Here is a 15,296-nt window from a genome sequence, read left to right on the forward strand (position 1 = left end):
TGGTCTCGATCGGCGCCGGCAGAATCTCGATCGCCTTGCGCGCCAGTCCCGACACCAAGGCCCAGATCAGCAGCGCGTGAAACACCACCACGCCGCCGATGCCGATCAGGCGGCGGTTGTGGTCCGGTTGGGCTTGGCCGAGTTGCATGGCTGGATTCTCAGAATGTCAGGTTGAATATGGTGGCGCCGCTCGCGCTCAGGTCTCGCGCGAGACTTCCACCCGTTGATGCTCGTAGCGCAGCGCCTGCGCGGCGTCAGCGAGCGCGCGATGCGGGGCATCGCCAGGGCGGTGGAAGGCCGCGGCGCGGCCGCGCACGCGTTCGATCTTCCGGGCTGCGAAAGCCGGCGAGCTCGTACGCAGCGACAGCGCCGCGCCGTCGACTGCGGGGTGAAACGGGGATGATGCGATGATCGCCGTCGGGCTCTGGCGCATAGCGGCACGCGCGGCATCCATCGGCACGCTGGTCGGCACGCTGGCCGCTGCCTCGCCTTCGGCGCGGCGGTCGGTCCACGCACCGGCCGTCATCGCGACCGACACGGCCCACAGCGCCACCACTGTCTGCTTCCGCCACTTCATCATCGTTGCTCTGAACATCCTCACGAGAGGCATTCGACTACGCATCCGTCACGGCGGCACACACGCACCGCCCTGTTGCCTCGCACGTCCCTTGGGCCCCTCGCGCTGAAGCGGTGTCGTCATAGCGAGATTCATGCCATCGATCACTTCTTCGGCGGCGCTTCGAGCCCGGCGCCGGCGTCGAGCACGAACCGGGCGCCTTCAGCATCGGAAGCGGCCAGGCCAGGCGACATGGGGTATTTGCCGTTGAGCGATAACGCGGCGCGTGCGTCGCGTCGAGACGCGCGCTTCTTCACCGCCAGCGCGAAGCCGAACCACTGTTGACCGCGGCAGCGCCTGCCGATCCGGATCGATTGGCGCCGCCGATCCGCACCGCGAACGGCGGCACGCCTGCGCGATGGTGCGTGCGCGATTCGCCCGACGGCGCGCGAAGAAAGAATCCGCAGGCCACCGCCGGCGTGCACGGCGTCGAGCGCGGCGGCGCCGAACAGTCGTACGCACCATCGGCGGCGGCTCCATAAGGTGTGGACGTGTCGACAACAGACCGGGCGGCCGCGGCAGATACCTCGCCGACGATGCGCCTCGCCGCTCGCGCACCAGATTGAGCTCCTGCGCACCACCATGCGGCGCTGCGGCGAGTATCGCCCGCCATGCGCTCGGCCAGCACAGCCAGCGTGCGTGCACTGCGGTCCCGGCCGGCAGCGGCCGTCGGGCCTGCTCGCCGGCACGCAAGAACGCACGAACGCACGAACGCACGAACGCACGAACGCACGAACGCACGAACGCACGAACGCACGAACGCACGAACGCACGAACGCACGAACGCACGAGGATGCGACGACCCTGGCCTTGCCCGCGGATCGCGCAAAAGGAGACTGAGCCTGCCCCGGACGCCGCTGCGAGCGCCCGCGCTATGATGCGCCGACCCGCCTGCCGCGCCATGAAACGGCTGCCATGCCGATGTCCGCCGTATCTCAGCGACGCGCCGTCACCGGACGACCGAATATGGATGCCCTCGCGCAACGAAGCGCGCCCGCCCCGAGCTGCGACTGGCCGGACTGGCCAGCCTACGGCCTCATCGACGATCTGCTGCCGACGCTGGAGCGCTGGGCCGCCGACGGCCGCCGCTGCGCGCTCGCCACGCTGGTCCGCATCAGCGGCTCCTCGCCGCGCCCGCTCGGCAGCGAGATGGCGATCGACGAGCGCGGCGAGTGCGTCGGCTACGTCTCCGGCGGCTGTGTCGAGGCGGCGGTCGCCGCCGAGGCGCTGGCGGTGCTCGCCGACGGCCGGCCGCGTCTGCTCGACTACGGTGCCGGCAGTCCGGTGCTCGACATCCAGCTCAGCTGCGGCGGCCGCATCGGCATCTACGTGCGCGAACTCGCCGCGCCGCGCGCCTACGTCGCGCGCCTGCGCGAGGCGCGCGCGCGACGCCGGCCACTGTACGCGCTGACCGATCTCGGCAGCGGCGCGATGCAGCTCGCCGACGCCGAACCCGAATTCGCCGACGGCCGTTTCGTGCGCGAGCACCAGCCGCCACTGCGCCTGATCGCGGTCGGCGCGGATCCGGTGACGCTGGCGCTCGCCTACCTGGCGCCGCAGATGGGCATCGAGACCGTGCTGCTGCGTCCGCTCGGGCCGGAAGCGCCGCCGCCCGGCGCGAACCTGCTGCACTACGACCGCCGCCCGCTCGCCGCCGCGCTCGCCGGCCTGCACCTCGACGCGCGCTGCGCGGTCTACACGCTGACCCACGACGCCGAGGCCGACCACGCGGTGCTGGCGGCGGCGCTGCGCTCGCCGGCCTATTGCGTCGGCGCGCTCGGCAGCCGGCGCAAGGCCGAGCTGCGCCGCGCACAGCTGCGGGCCGAGGGCATCGCCGAGGCCCGCATCGCCGAGCTGCGCTCGCCGGCCGGGCTGTATCTGGCCGGCAGCGGCGCGCACGCGCCGCAGCAGATCGCGCTGTCGATCGTCGGCGAGATGCTGGCCGCCGTGCCGCGCGCCTGACCGTGGCGCGGATCGGGCTCGTCGTCCTCGCCGCCGGTCGCGCGCGCCGCTTCGGCGGCGGCCACAAGCTGCTCGCCGCGCTGCGTGGCACGCCGCTGCTGTGGCACGCGCTGGACGCGGCCTGTGCGGCGCCGGCGCGGCCGCTCGTCATCGTCGTCGGCCATCGCCAGCACGCGATCCGCGCGACGCTGGCGCGCTTCCGCCGCGCGCGCCGTGGCGCGCCGCCATGGCGCGTCGTCTACAACCCGCATCACGCCACCGGCATGGCCAGCTCGCTGCAGGCCGGGCTCGCCGCCCTGCCCGCGTCCTGCGCCGGCGCCGTCGTGCTGCTCGGCGACATGCCCGACGTCCGCGCCGCGACGATCGCGCGCCTGTGCGCGGCCTACGCGCCCGGCGCCGCCGCCGTCGTGCCGCTCAGCGCGGGCCGGCGCGGCAACCCGGTGCTGCTCGGCCGGCCGCTGTTCGCCGCCGTCGCCGGCCTGCGTGGCGACGAAGGGGCGCGCCGTCTGCTGGCGCGCGCGGCGGAGGTGCGCACGGTCGAGGTGCCGCGCGGCGGCTTCGCCGACGTCGACACGCGCAGCGACTGGCGGCGCGCGCGGGCGCAGGCGCGGCGGCGCTGACGAAGCCAGTAGCGCCGCCCGGGCAAGCCGGACAGTGCCGTGATCGCGCGGCGTGGCGAATCTGCGCGCGCGGCTTGCGCCGGTCAGCCTCGCCGCGGCCGTTCCGCGCCACTCCGCGCTCCGGCGCCGGCGCGCCCGGCACGCGCCGCGCACAGCAGGCTGGCCGGCGCCGCGCGCAGCGGCATCTGCCGCCTGTGCCTCAGACGCCGCAGCCCTTGAGCACGAACGGATCGCTGAGACCGCTGTACGGGCCGTCCTTGCTGCCGGCCTCGTAGCGGATGCGGTAAGTGCCCGGCGCGGTGCCGGCCGGCACCTGCCACTCGATCAGCGCCTCGTCGGTCTGCGAACCGTTCTTGACGATCGTCATCTTCGTCCACCAGCTGTCGTCGGTGGCGACGACCTGCCAGCCCTCGCCGACCTGACGCTCGATGTAGAAGTAGCTCTGGCCGTGGCGCATGTCGTTGCGCGGGTTGGCGGCGTAGAACCGGGCGCTGACCGTCAGGCGCTCGTCCTTCGTCATCTGGTACTCGGGCTGCGGCTGCAGCGTGACCTCGCCGTACGACGCGCCGCTCGGCAGGCGGCTGTCGGCAGTCGACAGCAGCAGGTGGAAGAACAGCAGCGGCGTGTGGTCTTCGTAGCGCGCCGCCTGATACGGACTCTGCGCCGGCTTGCCGTCGCGCAGGTTCTTCGCCAGCCGCGCCGTTTCCTGGATCACCGCGTCGAGCGTCCACGGTCCGAACACCGTCGAGGCGCCCTCGTAGTTCTGTGCCGAGTACTCCTCGCGCGTCGTCAGGTAGTGGATGTAGGTGTTCGACAGGCCGCCGATCACCGCGTAGTCGATGCCGGCGTCCTGCAGCACATCGAGCACGGCGTCGCGCAGGCGACGGCCGGACGTGGTCGTCACCTCCCACGGCAGCGAGATGATCGCGAGGTTGCCGAGCGTGATCATCTGGAACGGAATCACCTTCGGCTGCAGCTGCAGCAGCGACAGATCGCCGAGACCGACGACCAGCGGGATCGCGACCGGCTTTTCCATCTGGCAGGCGTAGCCGAGCAGCGCGAACGCCGGGTTGTAGCAGCCGACTGGCTCGATCAGCGTCGACGGCAGCGCGCCCTGCGTCAGGCCGGTGAAGGTGTCATTCAGGTACTGCGTCAGGAACGGCAGCAGCTGATCGTCGCTCATCGGACAGGCGGCGCCTTCGGTGAACGGACCGCGGCCGTCCTCGGCACCGCCGGCGAACGAAATGCCGAGCGCCGGATTGCAGGTCTGCTGGCCGCCGATCGTCGGCATCAGCGCATCCGGATAGGTCTTCGGCTGCTCGACGACGACGCCGCTCATGTCGATCGGGACATGGATCGCCTTGACCTCGCCGTGCAGCTTCTCCCTGGCGTCGTCCCAGAGCTGGCGCGCGTGGTGATACTGCTTGTAGCCGGAGATCATCGCGCTTTCGTAATCGTCGCGACCGCCGCCGCGCTGCGTCCAGGCGTCGCTGTCGCGCGAATGCAGCTCCTTCTCGCTCAGGTCCATCATGAACGGATTCGGCGAGGCATCGCCCTCGTCGGACTGGAAGAAGCCGGCGATGAAGCCGCCTTGCGGGTAGACGCCCTGCGCGAAATCCTGCTCGAAGCGCTGCGCCGCGTAGCCCTTGTTGTCGCCCGACAGCAGCGTGTGCGTCTGGCCGATCGAGGTGCCGTGGATCGCGTACCAGTTCAGCATGCCGACCGGCGTGCCGTCGTCGCGCTGCAGCTTGAGCAGCGTCATCATGCGGTTGGTCGCGACTTCGCGGCCGCTGGTGTCGACGAAGCGCGCACGTTCCTCTTCCGGGTTCTTCGCGTAGGCCGGCGGCGAGCGGTTGAAGTTGGTGTCGAGCAGCTCGGACTTGGCCATGCGGATCGGGCCCGGCGTCGCCACCATCAAGCTGCGGTGCGCCTGCTGGATCGCGTCGAACACGCCGTTCACCGCCGCCTCGTACGACTGCTGGTCGAAGCCGAGCGCGAACACGTTGGCGAGGTCGTAGTGCGCCTGGCCGCCGGCGCTGGAATGCGTGTGCGTCGCCGAGATCATGACGTTGTCCATCGTCCAGTAGTCGGACAGATGGTCCTCGGTGTCGGCGGCGATGCGCGCCATCACGCCGAACTTGATCGAGTCGAACGACAGGCCGTTGTCGATCGTCACCAGCATCGCGTAGCCCTTGCGGCCGCCGCACTCCGACGAGAAAGCGAAGGCGCGCGCGTGCTCGCGCGTGTGCAGGCCGGTCGAAACCTGGGACGGATCGGCGTAGCCGAGCTGCTCCTCGCCGAGCGCCGGACCGGTGATGTCGCCGACGCCGGCGCCGTAGCGGAAGCTGGTGTTGTTCTCGCAGCCGCCGCCGTTGAGCACGGCGTCCGATGCACGCGGCGCGCGGCGCGCGGCGTAGTGCGAAAGGTCGGCCAGCGGCCGATCGGCGTCGGCGCGCTTGACGCCGAGAATCTGCGTCTCGTCGAGCTGCCCGATCTGGCAGCTCGCGCCCGCCTCGCTGACCGCCGACGGCGAACTGCTGCCGCAGGCCGCAAGGCCGAGCAGCGTGGCCATCGCCAGCGCCGTACCGCCGATGCCGTGCCAGCGGACCATGCCGAGGGTCCGCGCCCCGATGCTTGCGTTCATCCCCTTCCCCGTATGCTGCGAATGCTGCGCCGGCAATCCCGCGCCGGCCTTGCGGCCGTGCCCGACGCCGATCGCGACGGCCATCGTTTGCGGTGAAGGCCGGTCGCACGCGCCCGGGGCACGGTGACGGCAATGTGACAATTCGCACCCGTCACGCTCTTGACATCTGGCGCCATATTTTGCGTACGCGTACGCGGACCGTCGGGTTGCCGCGGCGCGCGACCATGCGCGCGCGGCCGCGCGCCGGCGACGCATCCGGAACACGAGGGGGCGGCGACAGAAAGATCGGCGGCGTGCAGCGGGTGCGCCGGGCACACCGCTCAAACGCGCTGTTCAGGCGCACTGATCAAACGCGCTACTCGGGCGCACTGCTCGAGCGCGCCGGTCCGGGGATACGGCGAAGGCGGCGCCGCGACGCAACGCCGGGCGCGGCGCGGTGCGGTGCGGCAGGCGCGTCAGGGCGACGCGAGCACGCCCTTGTCGCCGAACAGCAGCGGTGCGCCGGCGCTGCCCTCGGCGAGCGCCGCGAGCGCGGCGCGGTCGGCCCGCTGCTGCAGCACGAATGCGGTCGCGCCGGCATCGCGCACGAGCACCGTGCCGCCGAGACCGGCGACCACGGCACGGCCGTCGCCGAAGCGCGCGACCGCGGTCAGCGACTGGTCGGTGCCGCTGGTGATCTCCTGCCAGCTCAGGCCGTCGTCAGCGCTCTCGAACAGGTGGCCGCGCATGCCGGCCATCAGCCAGCGGCCGTCACCGAGCGCCGCGCCGGCCCAGAACGAGCCGGGATTCGTGGTCTGGATCTCCTGCCAGCTGGCGCCGCCGTCGGTCGAGCGGAACACCACGCCGGACTCGGCGGCGGTGAACAGCGGTGCGCCACGCCCGCCGAAGATCGCGAACAGGTGGCGGTCGGTGCGCGTGCCGCCGGCGATCGTCAGCGGCGCCCAGGTCTTGCCGCCGTCGGCGGTCTGGATCGCGAGTCCGAACAGGCCGACCGCGAAACCGCGCTGCGCGTCCTCGAAATGAATCGCGAACAGCACCTTGTCGCCGTCGACGTCGCGGTGCTGCAGCGTCCAGGTCTCGCCGCCGTCGGCGGTCGCCAGCACCACGCCGTCGTGACCGGCGGCCCAGCCGTGCTGCGCATCGACGAAGCTCAGCGAAGTCAGCAGCACCTGCACCGGCACCGCCGTCGCCTGGCGGAAGCTGCGGCCGTCGTCGTCGGACAGCAGGATCACGCCGTGGTCGCCGGCCGCGATCAGGCGCCGGCCGGCGCGCGTCACCGCCAGCAGCGGCGTCTGCGTTGCGGCGGCGACCCGGACCGCGGCCTGCGGGCCGAGCGCCTGCGGCTCGGCGGCGGTCGCGGCGGCGGCAGAAGTCGCGGCGACGGCGGACAGGATCAGGCCGAGCGCGAGGCGCGGCGCACGCAGGCGGGTCGGAATCGTGGCGGGCATGTTCAGTGCGGGCAGAGAAGCGGCAGGCCGTGCAGGCCGGCGCGCTCGAGCGTCCAGTGGTGGCGAAGGGCGGCCGGCGCCGCCGACGCGCGCGCCAGCGGCACGCCCGGCGGCAGCGCCGTGGCGCTGAAGGTATGCCAGTACAGCGCCGGCGCGGCGAGCGTGCGCGTCGCCGCATCGGCGTAGAGGCAGGCCAGCGCCTTGCCGGTATAGGCGCTGTCGGCGCGCGCGCCGAGCGCAGCGGTGAAGCGCGCGATCGCGGCGGCGCCGGCATCGGTACGGCAGGCGTATTCGCCGCCGTAGAACTCGGTGCGGATCACGACGCGCGCCAGCAGCGTTTCGGCTTCCGGGACGGCGACGCCGTGGCGGCGCAGCAGCACGGCGAGATCGGCGAGCAGGCGGCCGAGCCGCGCGCGGCCGGCCAGCGTTGCGCCGACCACCTGCACGGCGATCACCTGCGTCGGCAGGCCGGCGAGCGCCAGGCCGGTGACGAGGCCGGCGACCGTGCCCATGCTGCTGAACGGCACGTACAGGCTGCGCGGCAGCGGCAGCTCGCCGGCCTCGATCTGACGGCGCAGCTCGAACGCCGCTTCGACGAAACCGAGCGCGCCGAGCGCGTTCGAGCCGCCGGGCGGAATCCAGCGCGGCGCCTGACCCTCGCGCAGCAGCCGGCGCAGCGAGCGCGCCGCGGCGGTCGCCGCCAGCGTCGCCGTGCCGCCGCGCACGAACAGCTCGGCGCCGCAGTGCAGCGACACCGACAGATTGCCGACCACGTACGCGGCCGGGCATTGCGGCAGCAGGCCGGCGAGCGTCGCCAGGCCGAGCTTGCGCGCGTGCCAGGCGGTCGCCGCGACGAAATTGGAACCGGCGTAGCCGAAGGCCAGCACCGAGCGGCAGCCGTCGCGCTGCGCGTCGCCGAGCAGGAAATCGAGTTTGCGGATCTTGTTGCCGCCGTAGTCGGCCGCCGTCAGATCGTCGCGCTTGACGTAGACCTGCGCCAGGCCGGCGAACGCCTGCACCGGCGTCGCGGCGCCGAGCAGGCCGGCGCGCGGCAACACCGCCAGACGCGGCAGCGCCTCGCCCAGGATCGTCGACGTCGGCGCGCTCGTCATCGTCTCAGTGCTGCATCAGGCCCGGCACGCGCACCGGCTTGCGGCGCGGGAACAGGCGTTCGAGCACGACCGCGAAGGCCGGCAGCGCGGTGATCGCCATCAGCATGTTGACCATGAACATGAAGGTCAGCAGCTTGCCCATGTCGGCCTGGAACTTGAGCGCCGAGAACGACCAGGTGGCGACGCCGACCGACAGCGTGATCGCCGTGAACACCGTCGCCACGCCGGTCTCCGACAGCGCCTGCTCGAAGGCCTTGACGATGTCGAGGCCGTGCGCGAGGTGCCACTGCAGGCGGTTGTAGATGTAGAACGCGTAGTCGACGCCGACGCCGACCGCCAGCACCATCACCGGCAGCGTCGAGATCGTCAGGCCGATGTCGCAGGCCTTCATGAACGCGTAACCGATGAAGGTCGCCACCGTCAGCGGCAGGCAGCAGGCGATCATCGCGCGCCAGTCGCGGTAGGCCAGGAACACCAGGATCAGGATCGCCGCGTAGACGTACAGCATCATCGGCAGCTCGCTTTCCTCGAGCACCTCGTTGGTCGCCGCTTCGACGCCGACGTTGCCGCTGGCCAGACGCAGCGTCGCGCCCTCGAACGGATGCGCGCTGCGGAATTCCTTGACCTTGGCGACGATGTTCTTGATCGTCGTCGCCTTGTGATCGGCGAGGTAGAGATTGACGGCGAGCACGCTGCAGTCGCCGTTGCGGATGCCGCGGCTCTGCTGGAACTGGTGCAGGATGTAACCGAGCGTGCGCCCGTCGCGCGGAATCGCCGCCATCTTCAACTGGCCTTCGTTGAAGCCGGCGTTGTAGAGCTTGGCCATCGTCGCCGCCGATTCGACCGAGACGACGCCGGGTTCGCGGCTCATCTCCCAGCCGAACTCGTCGACGTAGCGGAACAGATCGCTGTTCTCGCAGGACTCCGGCGGCGCCTCGACCACGACCGTCAGCCAGTCGAGGCCGATGTCGAAGTGCTCGGCGACCGATACCGAATCGAGGTTGTAGCGCGCATCGGGGCGCAGCTCCGCGGCGCCCGGCTGCAGGCTGCCGATGTGGCGGCCGTGGCTCAGCACGACCGCGGCGGCGAACACGCCGAGCGTCAGCAGCGTGACCAGCACCGCGTTGCGCGGCTCGGCGACGCGGGCGATCTTCTGCATCAGCACCGAACGCTGCTCGCGACGCGCCAGCGCGCGCGCCGCGTAGTCCTGCGTGAAGCGGAAGTACGAGGCGGCGATCGGCAGCAGCACGAGGTTGGTGGCGATCTTGTAGCCGACGCCGATCGACGCCGTCAGCGCCAGCTCGCGGATCATCGGGATCGGCACCAGCATCATCGTCACGAAGCTGACCAGCGCCGTGGCCAGCGCCAGCGAGCCGGGGATCAGCAGACCGCTGAAGCTCGCCCGCGCCGCCGCCTGCGAGTCGTCGCCGGCGGCGATCTGGCGGGTGATGAAGTTGATCTGCTGCACGCCGTGCGACACGCCGATCGCGAAGACCAGGAACGGCACCAGGATCGCGAGCGGATCGAGGCCGAAGCCGAGCAGATGCAGGGTGCCGAACTGCCAGATCAGCGACACCAGCGAACAGCCGACCGGCAGCAGCGTCAGCGTCCACGAGCGGCAGTACCAGAACACCGCGAGCGCCGTCAGCAGCAGCGCGATGCCGCAGAACACCAGCACGCCGCTGGCGCCGTCGGCGATGTCGCCGACCACTTTCGAGAAGCCGATGATCTGGATCTCGACGTCGGCGTTCTCGAACGGCTTGCGGATCTTGTCCTCGAGCGCGTGCGCGAGGGCGATGTAGTCGAGCGGTTCGCCGCTGTGCGGGTCGATCTCGTTGAGCTCGGCCACGACCAGCCCGCCCGCTCCATCCTTGGAGACGAGCAGGCCGCCGTACCCGCCAGCGATGACCCGATGGCGAATCTCGTTGATCACGTCGGGGGTCAGCGCATCGGGCGTGATCGTGCCGCTGATCAGGGGCTCCGAGCGGAAACCGTCCTCGGTGATTTCGTTGTAGAAGACGTTCGGCGTCCACAGCGACATGACGCTGCCGCGATTGACGCCGTCCAGATAGGTGACTGCGTCCGTCACCTGCAGCAGGGTGCGCAGGTTCTGTTCGGTCCACAGCTCGCCGTGGCGGGCGCGCACGACGATGACGACGCGGTTGGCGTCGAACAGCTCGTTGCGGTACTTCTCGAAGGTCTCGATGTACTCGTGATGCTGCGGCAGCATCTTCTCGAAACCGGCCGAGATCCGCAGCTGGGCGGCGGCGAACGTCATCAGCACCGTCAGCACGACGGCGACGATGAGGACGACGGCGCGATGCGCGAACAGCAGGCGCTCGAGCCTGGCGACCAAGCCGGTCATGGCGTACCGCCGGTGTGAACGAACATGCGGAGCGACATCAGAACGAGTAGGTGATCGCGAACGAGGCGAAGTCGCGGTCGCGGATCAGGTTGTAGTTGCCGCCACCGTGGTACTGCGTGTACGCCAGCGAGGTGCTGAGCTGGTTGCCGCGGCGGATGAAGTTGAACGACAGCGTGTCGGCGATCGCATCCGAGATCCACGGCAGCGCGTTCGGCGAGTTGCCGTTGACGCCCTGCGCGAGATCGATCTGCGGCATGAAGGTCCAGCCGAGATTGAACACGTTCGGGTACGAGACGTTGGTCGACAGCGTGTAGCCCCACGAGAACTTGTCGGGCAAGCCGTATGAAGGCATCGACCACGGAATGCCGCCCTTGCGCTCCAGATCCGGGTAGTAGGTGCCGGACACTTCGAGCAGGATCGTGCCTTCCGAGGCGCCGAGCCCCTTGAGGATGTAGCGGCCGATGCCGTCGGCCGGCGACATCAGCTGCAGGCCGTTGATCGTCGCCTGCCACTTCTTCTCGTCGACCCAGCCCTTGCAGTACTTGCCGGCCGCCTCGCCGCCGCCGTTGACGCAGGCGTACGGCGCGCTGTTTTCGATGTTGCCGGTCGGCACCGAGGTGTCGATCATCACCGCCTGCTTCGGCTGGTAGGCGACTTCGGCGCCAATGCCCCAGGCGCCGAGCGTCGTCGACACCGACATGCCGAGCATGCGGCGATCGTCCGGATATTCGAGGCGGTAGCCGGCCGACACCGGGTTGTAGCTCGCCAGCGCATCGTTGACGACGTACGAGACGAACGGAACCTTCTCGTTGAACTCGACGTAGTAGAAGCCGAAAGAACCGTCGAACCACTCCGGGCGATACCGGAACGACAGGCCCCACTGGCCGTCGTCGCTGCCGGCCTTGGTGCCCTGGTACGGCAGCGCCGAGCCATGATCGCCGTACGCCAGGCGCACCAGCCATTCGGGGCGATTCAGCGCGTCGGCCAGCCGCGCGACGACGACGTCCGGATTCTGCAGCTGCGCGCGCGTCAGGCCGCTGCCGCCCGGATCGCCGAGCGTGCCGTACGGCGCCTGGCCGAGCAGCAGCGTGCCGCCCGGAATCGCGGCGATGCCGGCGTTGACCTGCGAGGTCGGGATGTACAGCGCGCGGTCGGCGCCCTCGCCGGCGACGTCGGCCGACGAGAAGTACGTACCGGCGGCGTCGAGCTGGAACGAGTTCCACTTCCACTGCCAGTACGCTTCCATGCTCAGGTCGTCGAGCACGTCGAGCGACAGCGACACCATCGGCGCCGGACGATACAGCTCCTTGAGCTGGGTGCCGGGCGTGTGCATGCGGCGCAGGTCGATGGCGTTGATGGTGTTGACGCCGCCGATCGTGAAGATGCCCTCGCCCCAGGTCAGCACCTGATTGCCGACGCGGATGCGGCCGTTGCGGTCGAAGATCGTGAAGTTCTGCGAGACCCAGGCGTCGAGGAAGCGATGGTCGCGGACCGCGAGATCCTTGCCTTCCCGGGTAATTTCGGTGCGGCGCGTGTCGTCGATCTTGAAGTCGTAGAGCTCGGAATAGCGCACGAGCATGCTCGTGCCCCAGTCCGGCTGCTTGATGAAGAACTCGTGCAGGCCCTTGACCACGGACGAGACGATGTCGCCCTTCTTGTAGTTCTGGTCGCCGTCGTCGGCGTTGATCAGGTAGACGTCGGCCGAAGCTTCCGCCAGATCCGCGGTCAGGCTGGCACAGCCGCCGCTGTCGCGCGCGATGATCGTGCAGTCCGGCGCTTCGGTGCGGACCTGCAGGCCGTACGACAGCACGCTGTCGAACGAGCCCTTGAAGTCGCCGTACTCGAAGCGGAACGCCTGCGCCTGCGGCGCGAAGCTCAGTGCGGCGGCGACCGCGACGGCGGAGCGCACCGCTGCGCCCGTCGCGCCCGCCGTCATGCCGCGGATCTGCTCAAGCTTCATATCCCCTGCCCCCAGGTTGATCGTCGATCAGCGCGAACCGGCGCGCTGCAGGTAGGACTCGGTGAACATGTCCGGCTTGATGCGGCCCTGCGACGCCGCCAGCCAGTCGGTCTCCTTCTCGCCGAACACCATGACGTCGCCGAAGTAGCGGCCGCTGTTCAGGTCGTAGCTGAAGAACTCCTGATTGACGCAGGCGCCCAGTTCCCAGGCCGGCAGGATCGAGCCTTCCTCGACGCGCGAGATCTTGCCCTGCGCGTCGTACAGGTCGGCGAGCAGGATGACCCAGCTGTCCTCGTCCAGATAGAACGTGCGCTTCGGTGCGGCGTGGCGCTGGCCCGGCTTGACGGTAGCCTCGACGACCCAGACGCGGTGCTTCTCGTAGCGGTAGGCGTCGCGGTTCGGATACTGCGGGCCGAACATCGTCTTCTGCGTGAAGCGCTTGCTGTCGCGCAGCGCGAAGGTGTTGTACGGCACGTACATTTCCTTCTTGCCGACCAGCTTGTAGTCGTAGCGGTCGAGCATGCCGTTGTACATCCACGCCTGGTCGACGTAGTAGGTGTTCTCCAGGCCCATCAGCGGCGCGTCGTACGCGTACGTCGACAGCCGCTTCACGCGGCGCTGGCCGGGCATGTAGATCCAGCCCTCGTTCATCTTGTCGAGGTAGTAGATGCCGAGCGTGATTTCGCCGGTGCGCGCCGCCGGCTCGGTCACTTCCTGGATGAACTTGAACTCGACCCCGCCGACGTCGGCGATCGACTTCGCCTTCGGATTGCCGAACGGCGTCAGCATGCTCGAATCGATGCGGATCTTGACGAAGTCCGAGCCGCCGCGGCCCGGCGACAGCAGCGTGTAGTTCGGCTCGGTGCGGCCCTCGCCCATCCAGCGCAGCTTGTAGTTCCACAGCGCTTCGACGCCGGTCTTCGGCTGCGGGAACGGAAAGCCGGCCGGCTTGGCGGCGGCCAGTTCGTAGCCGTTGTCGGCGACCTTGGCGCTCTTCAGGTTTTCCTGCGAATTCTGGTAGACGAAATCCGGATAGCCGCAGCTGCGGTGCGTCGGATAGACGTCGATGCGATAGCCCGGCAGCGTGTTCAGCAGCTCGACCTGGCCGGCCGTGAGGTTGGCCTTGTACTGGGCCAGATTGGCCTTGCTGATCGAGAACAGCGGTTTCTCGCTCGCGTACGGATCGGGCCGCGGCGTCAGCGGCTTCCAGCCGGCCGGTGCCTTCAGATCGCCGCCCGTCCAGGCCGGAATGCTGCCGTCGGCATTCGCGCCCTTCTCCGCGCCCACCGGCGTCAGATCGCCCGCCGCCATCGCCACCGCCGGCGCCAACAGCGCCGCCGCCATCACCAAGCTCAACGATTTCATTCAGAGTCTCCCGTTCCCGGCGAGGCCCAGGCAGGAGCCTCGCACGATGGCGGCAATGTGACGTTTCGGAATTGCGCGGCGCTTGACATTTGCCGCCAGCGCGACGCCGGCAGCTGCCCGCAAGTCGCTGTTGCGGCGGGTAATTCCCGGGAAGGGCCGGTGTCCGGCCGGCATCGTGGCGCGCCTTCCGACCGGCCGGCCGGGGAAGCCCCGACCGGCGACCGTGCTGCCCGCGACCGGCGCGGCGCGCGCATGCCCGCCAGCCGCACGCGGCCCGGTGACGCGCGGTACCCCGACCGGCTAGGCTCTCGCCGCCTCGCTCACCCGCAGAACCGATCCATGTCAGAACGTCCCAACGCCTTCGTCACCCACACCCTCGACCGCACGCGCAGCCTGGAGGGCACGCCGCTGGCGAGCTTCAGCCGTCGCGCGCTGGCCTGGCTGACTGACTTCACCATCGTCGCCAGCGGCGCCCTGCTGTGGCGGATCGTGATCGGCGACGGTCAGGGCAGCTTCAGCCCGTTCGGCAGCATCAGCGGCCTGATCGCCATCGTCGCCTACTTCGGCCTGGCGACTTACTGGGGCCACGGCCAGACGCCGGGCAAGAAGCTGTTCGGCATCCAGGTCATCTCGATCAGTCACGAGCACCTGTCGCTGTGGCACTGCATCGAGCGCGCGCTCGGCTACGCGGCGTCGACGCTCGAAGCCGGCTTCGGCTTCTGGCAGTACTTCATCCACCACAACCGCCAGACGGTGCACGACCGCATCGCCGAGACCATCGTCATCCGCAAGCTGAAGACGCCGGCGCCCGTTCAGACCGAACCGGCCGCATAGGCGGGCGCGTAGAACACCGGCTCGGCGCGTTCGATGAACGCGGCGATGCGGGCGCGGTGCGCGGCGAACAGCTCGCCGTCGCGGAAGCGCTCGAAAGCGGCACGCGACGCGAACACCGAGACCAGCAGGGCCTGATCGCGCTCCAGCGCGCGATGCAGGCGGCTGCCGAGCAGACCGTCGATGCGTCCGCGCATCGCCAGCAGGCCGTCGCGCTGTGCCGCGACGAAGGCGTCGAGCTGGCCGGGCTTGAGCGTGAAGGTGTTGACGACGATGAACGGCGCCGGGGTGTCCGGCGCCGGCGATGGCGTTTCCATGAATCGGCTCCTGCGTCTGGCAAAGGAGCGCGCAGCCTAGGACCTCAAGCGAACTC

12 protein-coding genes are annotated in these 15,296 nt (G+C 70.0%); 3 read left to right on the forward strand and 9 right to left on the reverse strand.

The genetic code is table 11. The annotated features are described in order from the left end of the window. Positions 1-196: 196 nt before the first annotated feature. Both H149_RS0117205 and H149_RS23455 read right to left on the reverse strand, forming a co-directional pair. Positions 197-580 carry a hypothetical protein gene (locus tag H149_RS0117205; RefSeq protein WP_020651016.1) on the reverse strand — a complete coding sequence of 128 codons (384 nt, stop codon included), beginning with the start codon at positions 578-580 and terminating at the stop codon, positions 197-199. A gap of 140 nt (positions 581-720) precedes the next feature. Next, positions 721-1,200: a hypothetical protein gene (locus tag H149_RS23455; RefSeq protein ID WP_154654901.1), complete on the reverse strand. Its 480-nt coding sequence runs from the start codon at positions 1,198-1,200 to the stop codon at positions 721-723. 382 nt (positions 1,201-1,582) lie between these two features. On the opposite strand from H149_RS23455, the gene H149_RS0117215 reads away from it, so the two are divergent. Then, the gene (locus H149_RS0117215) at positions 1,583-2,578 is read left to right on the forward strand and encodes an XdhC family protein (protein ID WP_020651018.1); all 996 of its coding nucleotides are present in this window, start codon (positions 1,583-1,585) and stop codon (positions 2,576-2,578) included. Positions 2,579-2,580: 2 nt separating this feature from the next. Then, positions 2,581-3,198 (forward strand): nucleotidyltransferase family protein, encoded by a 618-nt coding sequence (locus H149_RS21525; RefSeq protein ID WP_020651019.1) that lies wholly within the window; start codon positions 2,581-2,583, stop codon positions 3,196-3,198. A 199-nt stretch (positions 3,199-3,397) separates the two neighbouring features. Here the strand turns inward: H149_RS21525 and H149_RS0117225 are convergent, their stop codons facing one another. From H149_RS0117225 to H149_RS0117250, 6 genes are all read right to left on the reverse strand, one after another. Then, positions 3,398-5,842 carry a neutral/alkaline non-lysosomal ceramidase N-terminal domain-containing protein gene (locus H149_RS0117225; RefSeq protein WP_169518370.1) on the reverse strand — a complete coding sequence of 815 codons (2,445 nt, stop codon included), beginning with the start codon at positions 5,840-5,842 and terminating at the stop codon, positions 3,398-3,400. 455 nt (positions 5,843-6,297) lie between these two features. Next, positions 6,298-7,290, reverse strand: coding sequence for a WD40/YVTN/BNR-like repeat-containing protein (locus tag H149_RS0117230; RefSeq protein ID WP_020651021.1), 993 nt, complete (start codon positions 7,288-7,290; stop codon positions 6,298-6,300). A 2-nt stretch (positions 7,291-7,292) separates the two neighbouring features. After that, on the reverse strand, positions 7,293-8,402 hold the full coding sequence (locus H149_RS22405) for a 1-aminocyclopropane-1-carboxylate deaminase/D-cysteine desulfhydrase (protein WP_020651022.1): 1,110 nt from the start codon (positions 8,400-8,402) through the stop codon (positions 7,293-7,295). A gap of 4 nt (positions 8,403-8,406) precedes the next feature. Beyond that, positions 8,407-10,767 carry an efflux RND transporter permease subunit gene (locus tag H149_RS0117240; protein WP_020651023.1) on the reverse strand — a complete coding sequence of 787 codons (2,361 nt, stop codon included), beginning with the start codon at positions 10,765-10,767 and terminating at the stop codon, positions 8,407-8,409. 37 nt (positions 10,768-10,804) lie between these two features. After that, the gene (locus tag H149_RS21535; protein ID WP_020651024.1) at positions 10,805-12,727 is read right to left on the reverse strand and encodes a DUF1302 domain-containing protein; all 1,923 of its coding nucleotides are present in this window, start codon (positions 12,725-12,727) and stop codon (positions 10,805-10,807) included. A gap of 27 nt (positions 12,728-12,754) precedes the next feature. Then, the gene (locus tag H149_RS0117250) at positions 12,755-14,092 is read right to left on the reverse strand and encodes a DUF1329 domain-containing protein (protein ID WP_026353269.1); all 1,338 of its coding nucleotides are present in this window, start codon (positions 14,090-14,092) and stop codon (positions 12,755-12,757) included. A 339-nt stretch (positions 14,093-14,431) separates the two neighbouring features. Here H149_RS0117250 and H149_RS22410 point away from each other — a divergent pair, with 339 nt between their 5' ends. After that, positions 14,432-14,926, forward strand: a complete 495-nt coding sequence (locus H149_RS22410; RefSeq protein ID WP_020651026.1) for an RDD family protein — start codon at positions 14,432-14,434, stop codon at positions 14,924-14,926. On the opposite strand, the gene H149_RS0117260 is transcribed toward H149_RS22410, so the two are convergent. Continuing rightward, entirely contained in the window at positions 14,905-15,240 is a 336-nt protein-coding gene (locus H149_RS0117260) for an antibiotic biosynthesis monooxygenase family protein (RefSeq protein ID WP_020651027.1), read from the reverse strand. The genes H149_RS22410 and H149_RS0117260 overlap by 22 nt on opposite strands. Between the last annotated feature and the right edge of the window lie 56 nt (positions 15,241-15,296).

It is taken from the genome of Solimonas variicoloris DSM 15731 (assembly GCF_000382285.1).
In the GTDB taxonomy this organism is placed as follows: Bacteria; Pseudomonadota; Gammaproteobacteria; order Nevskiales; family Nevskiaceae; genus Solimonas; species Solimonas variicoloris.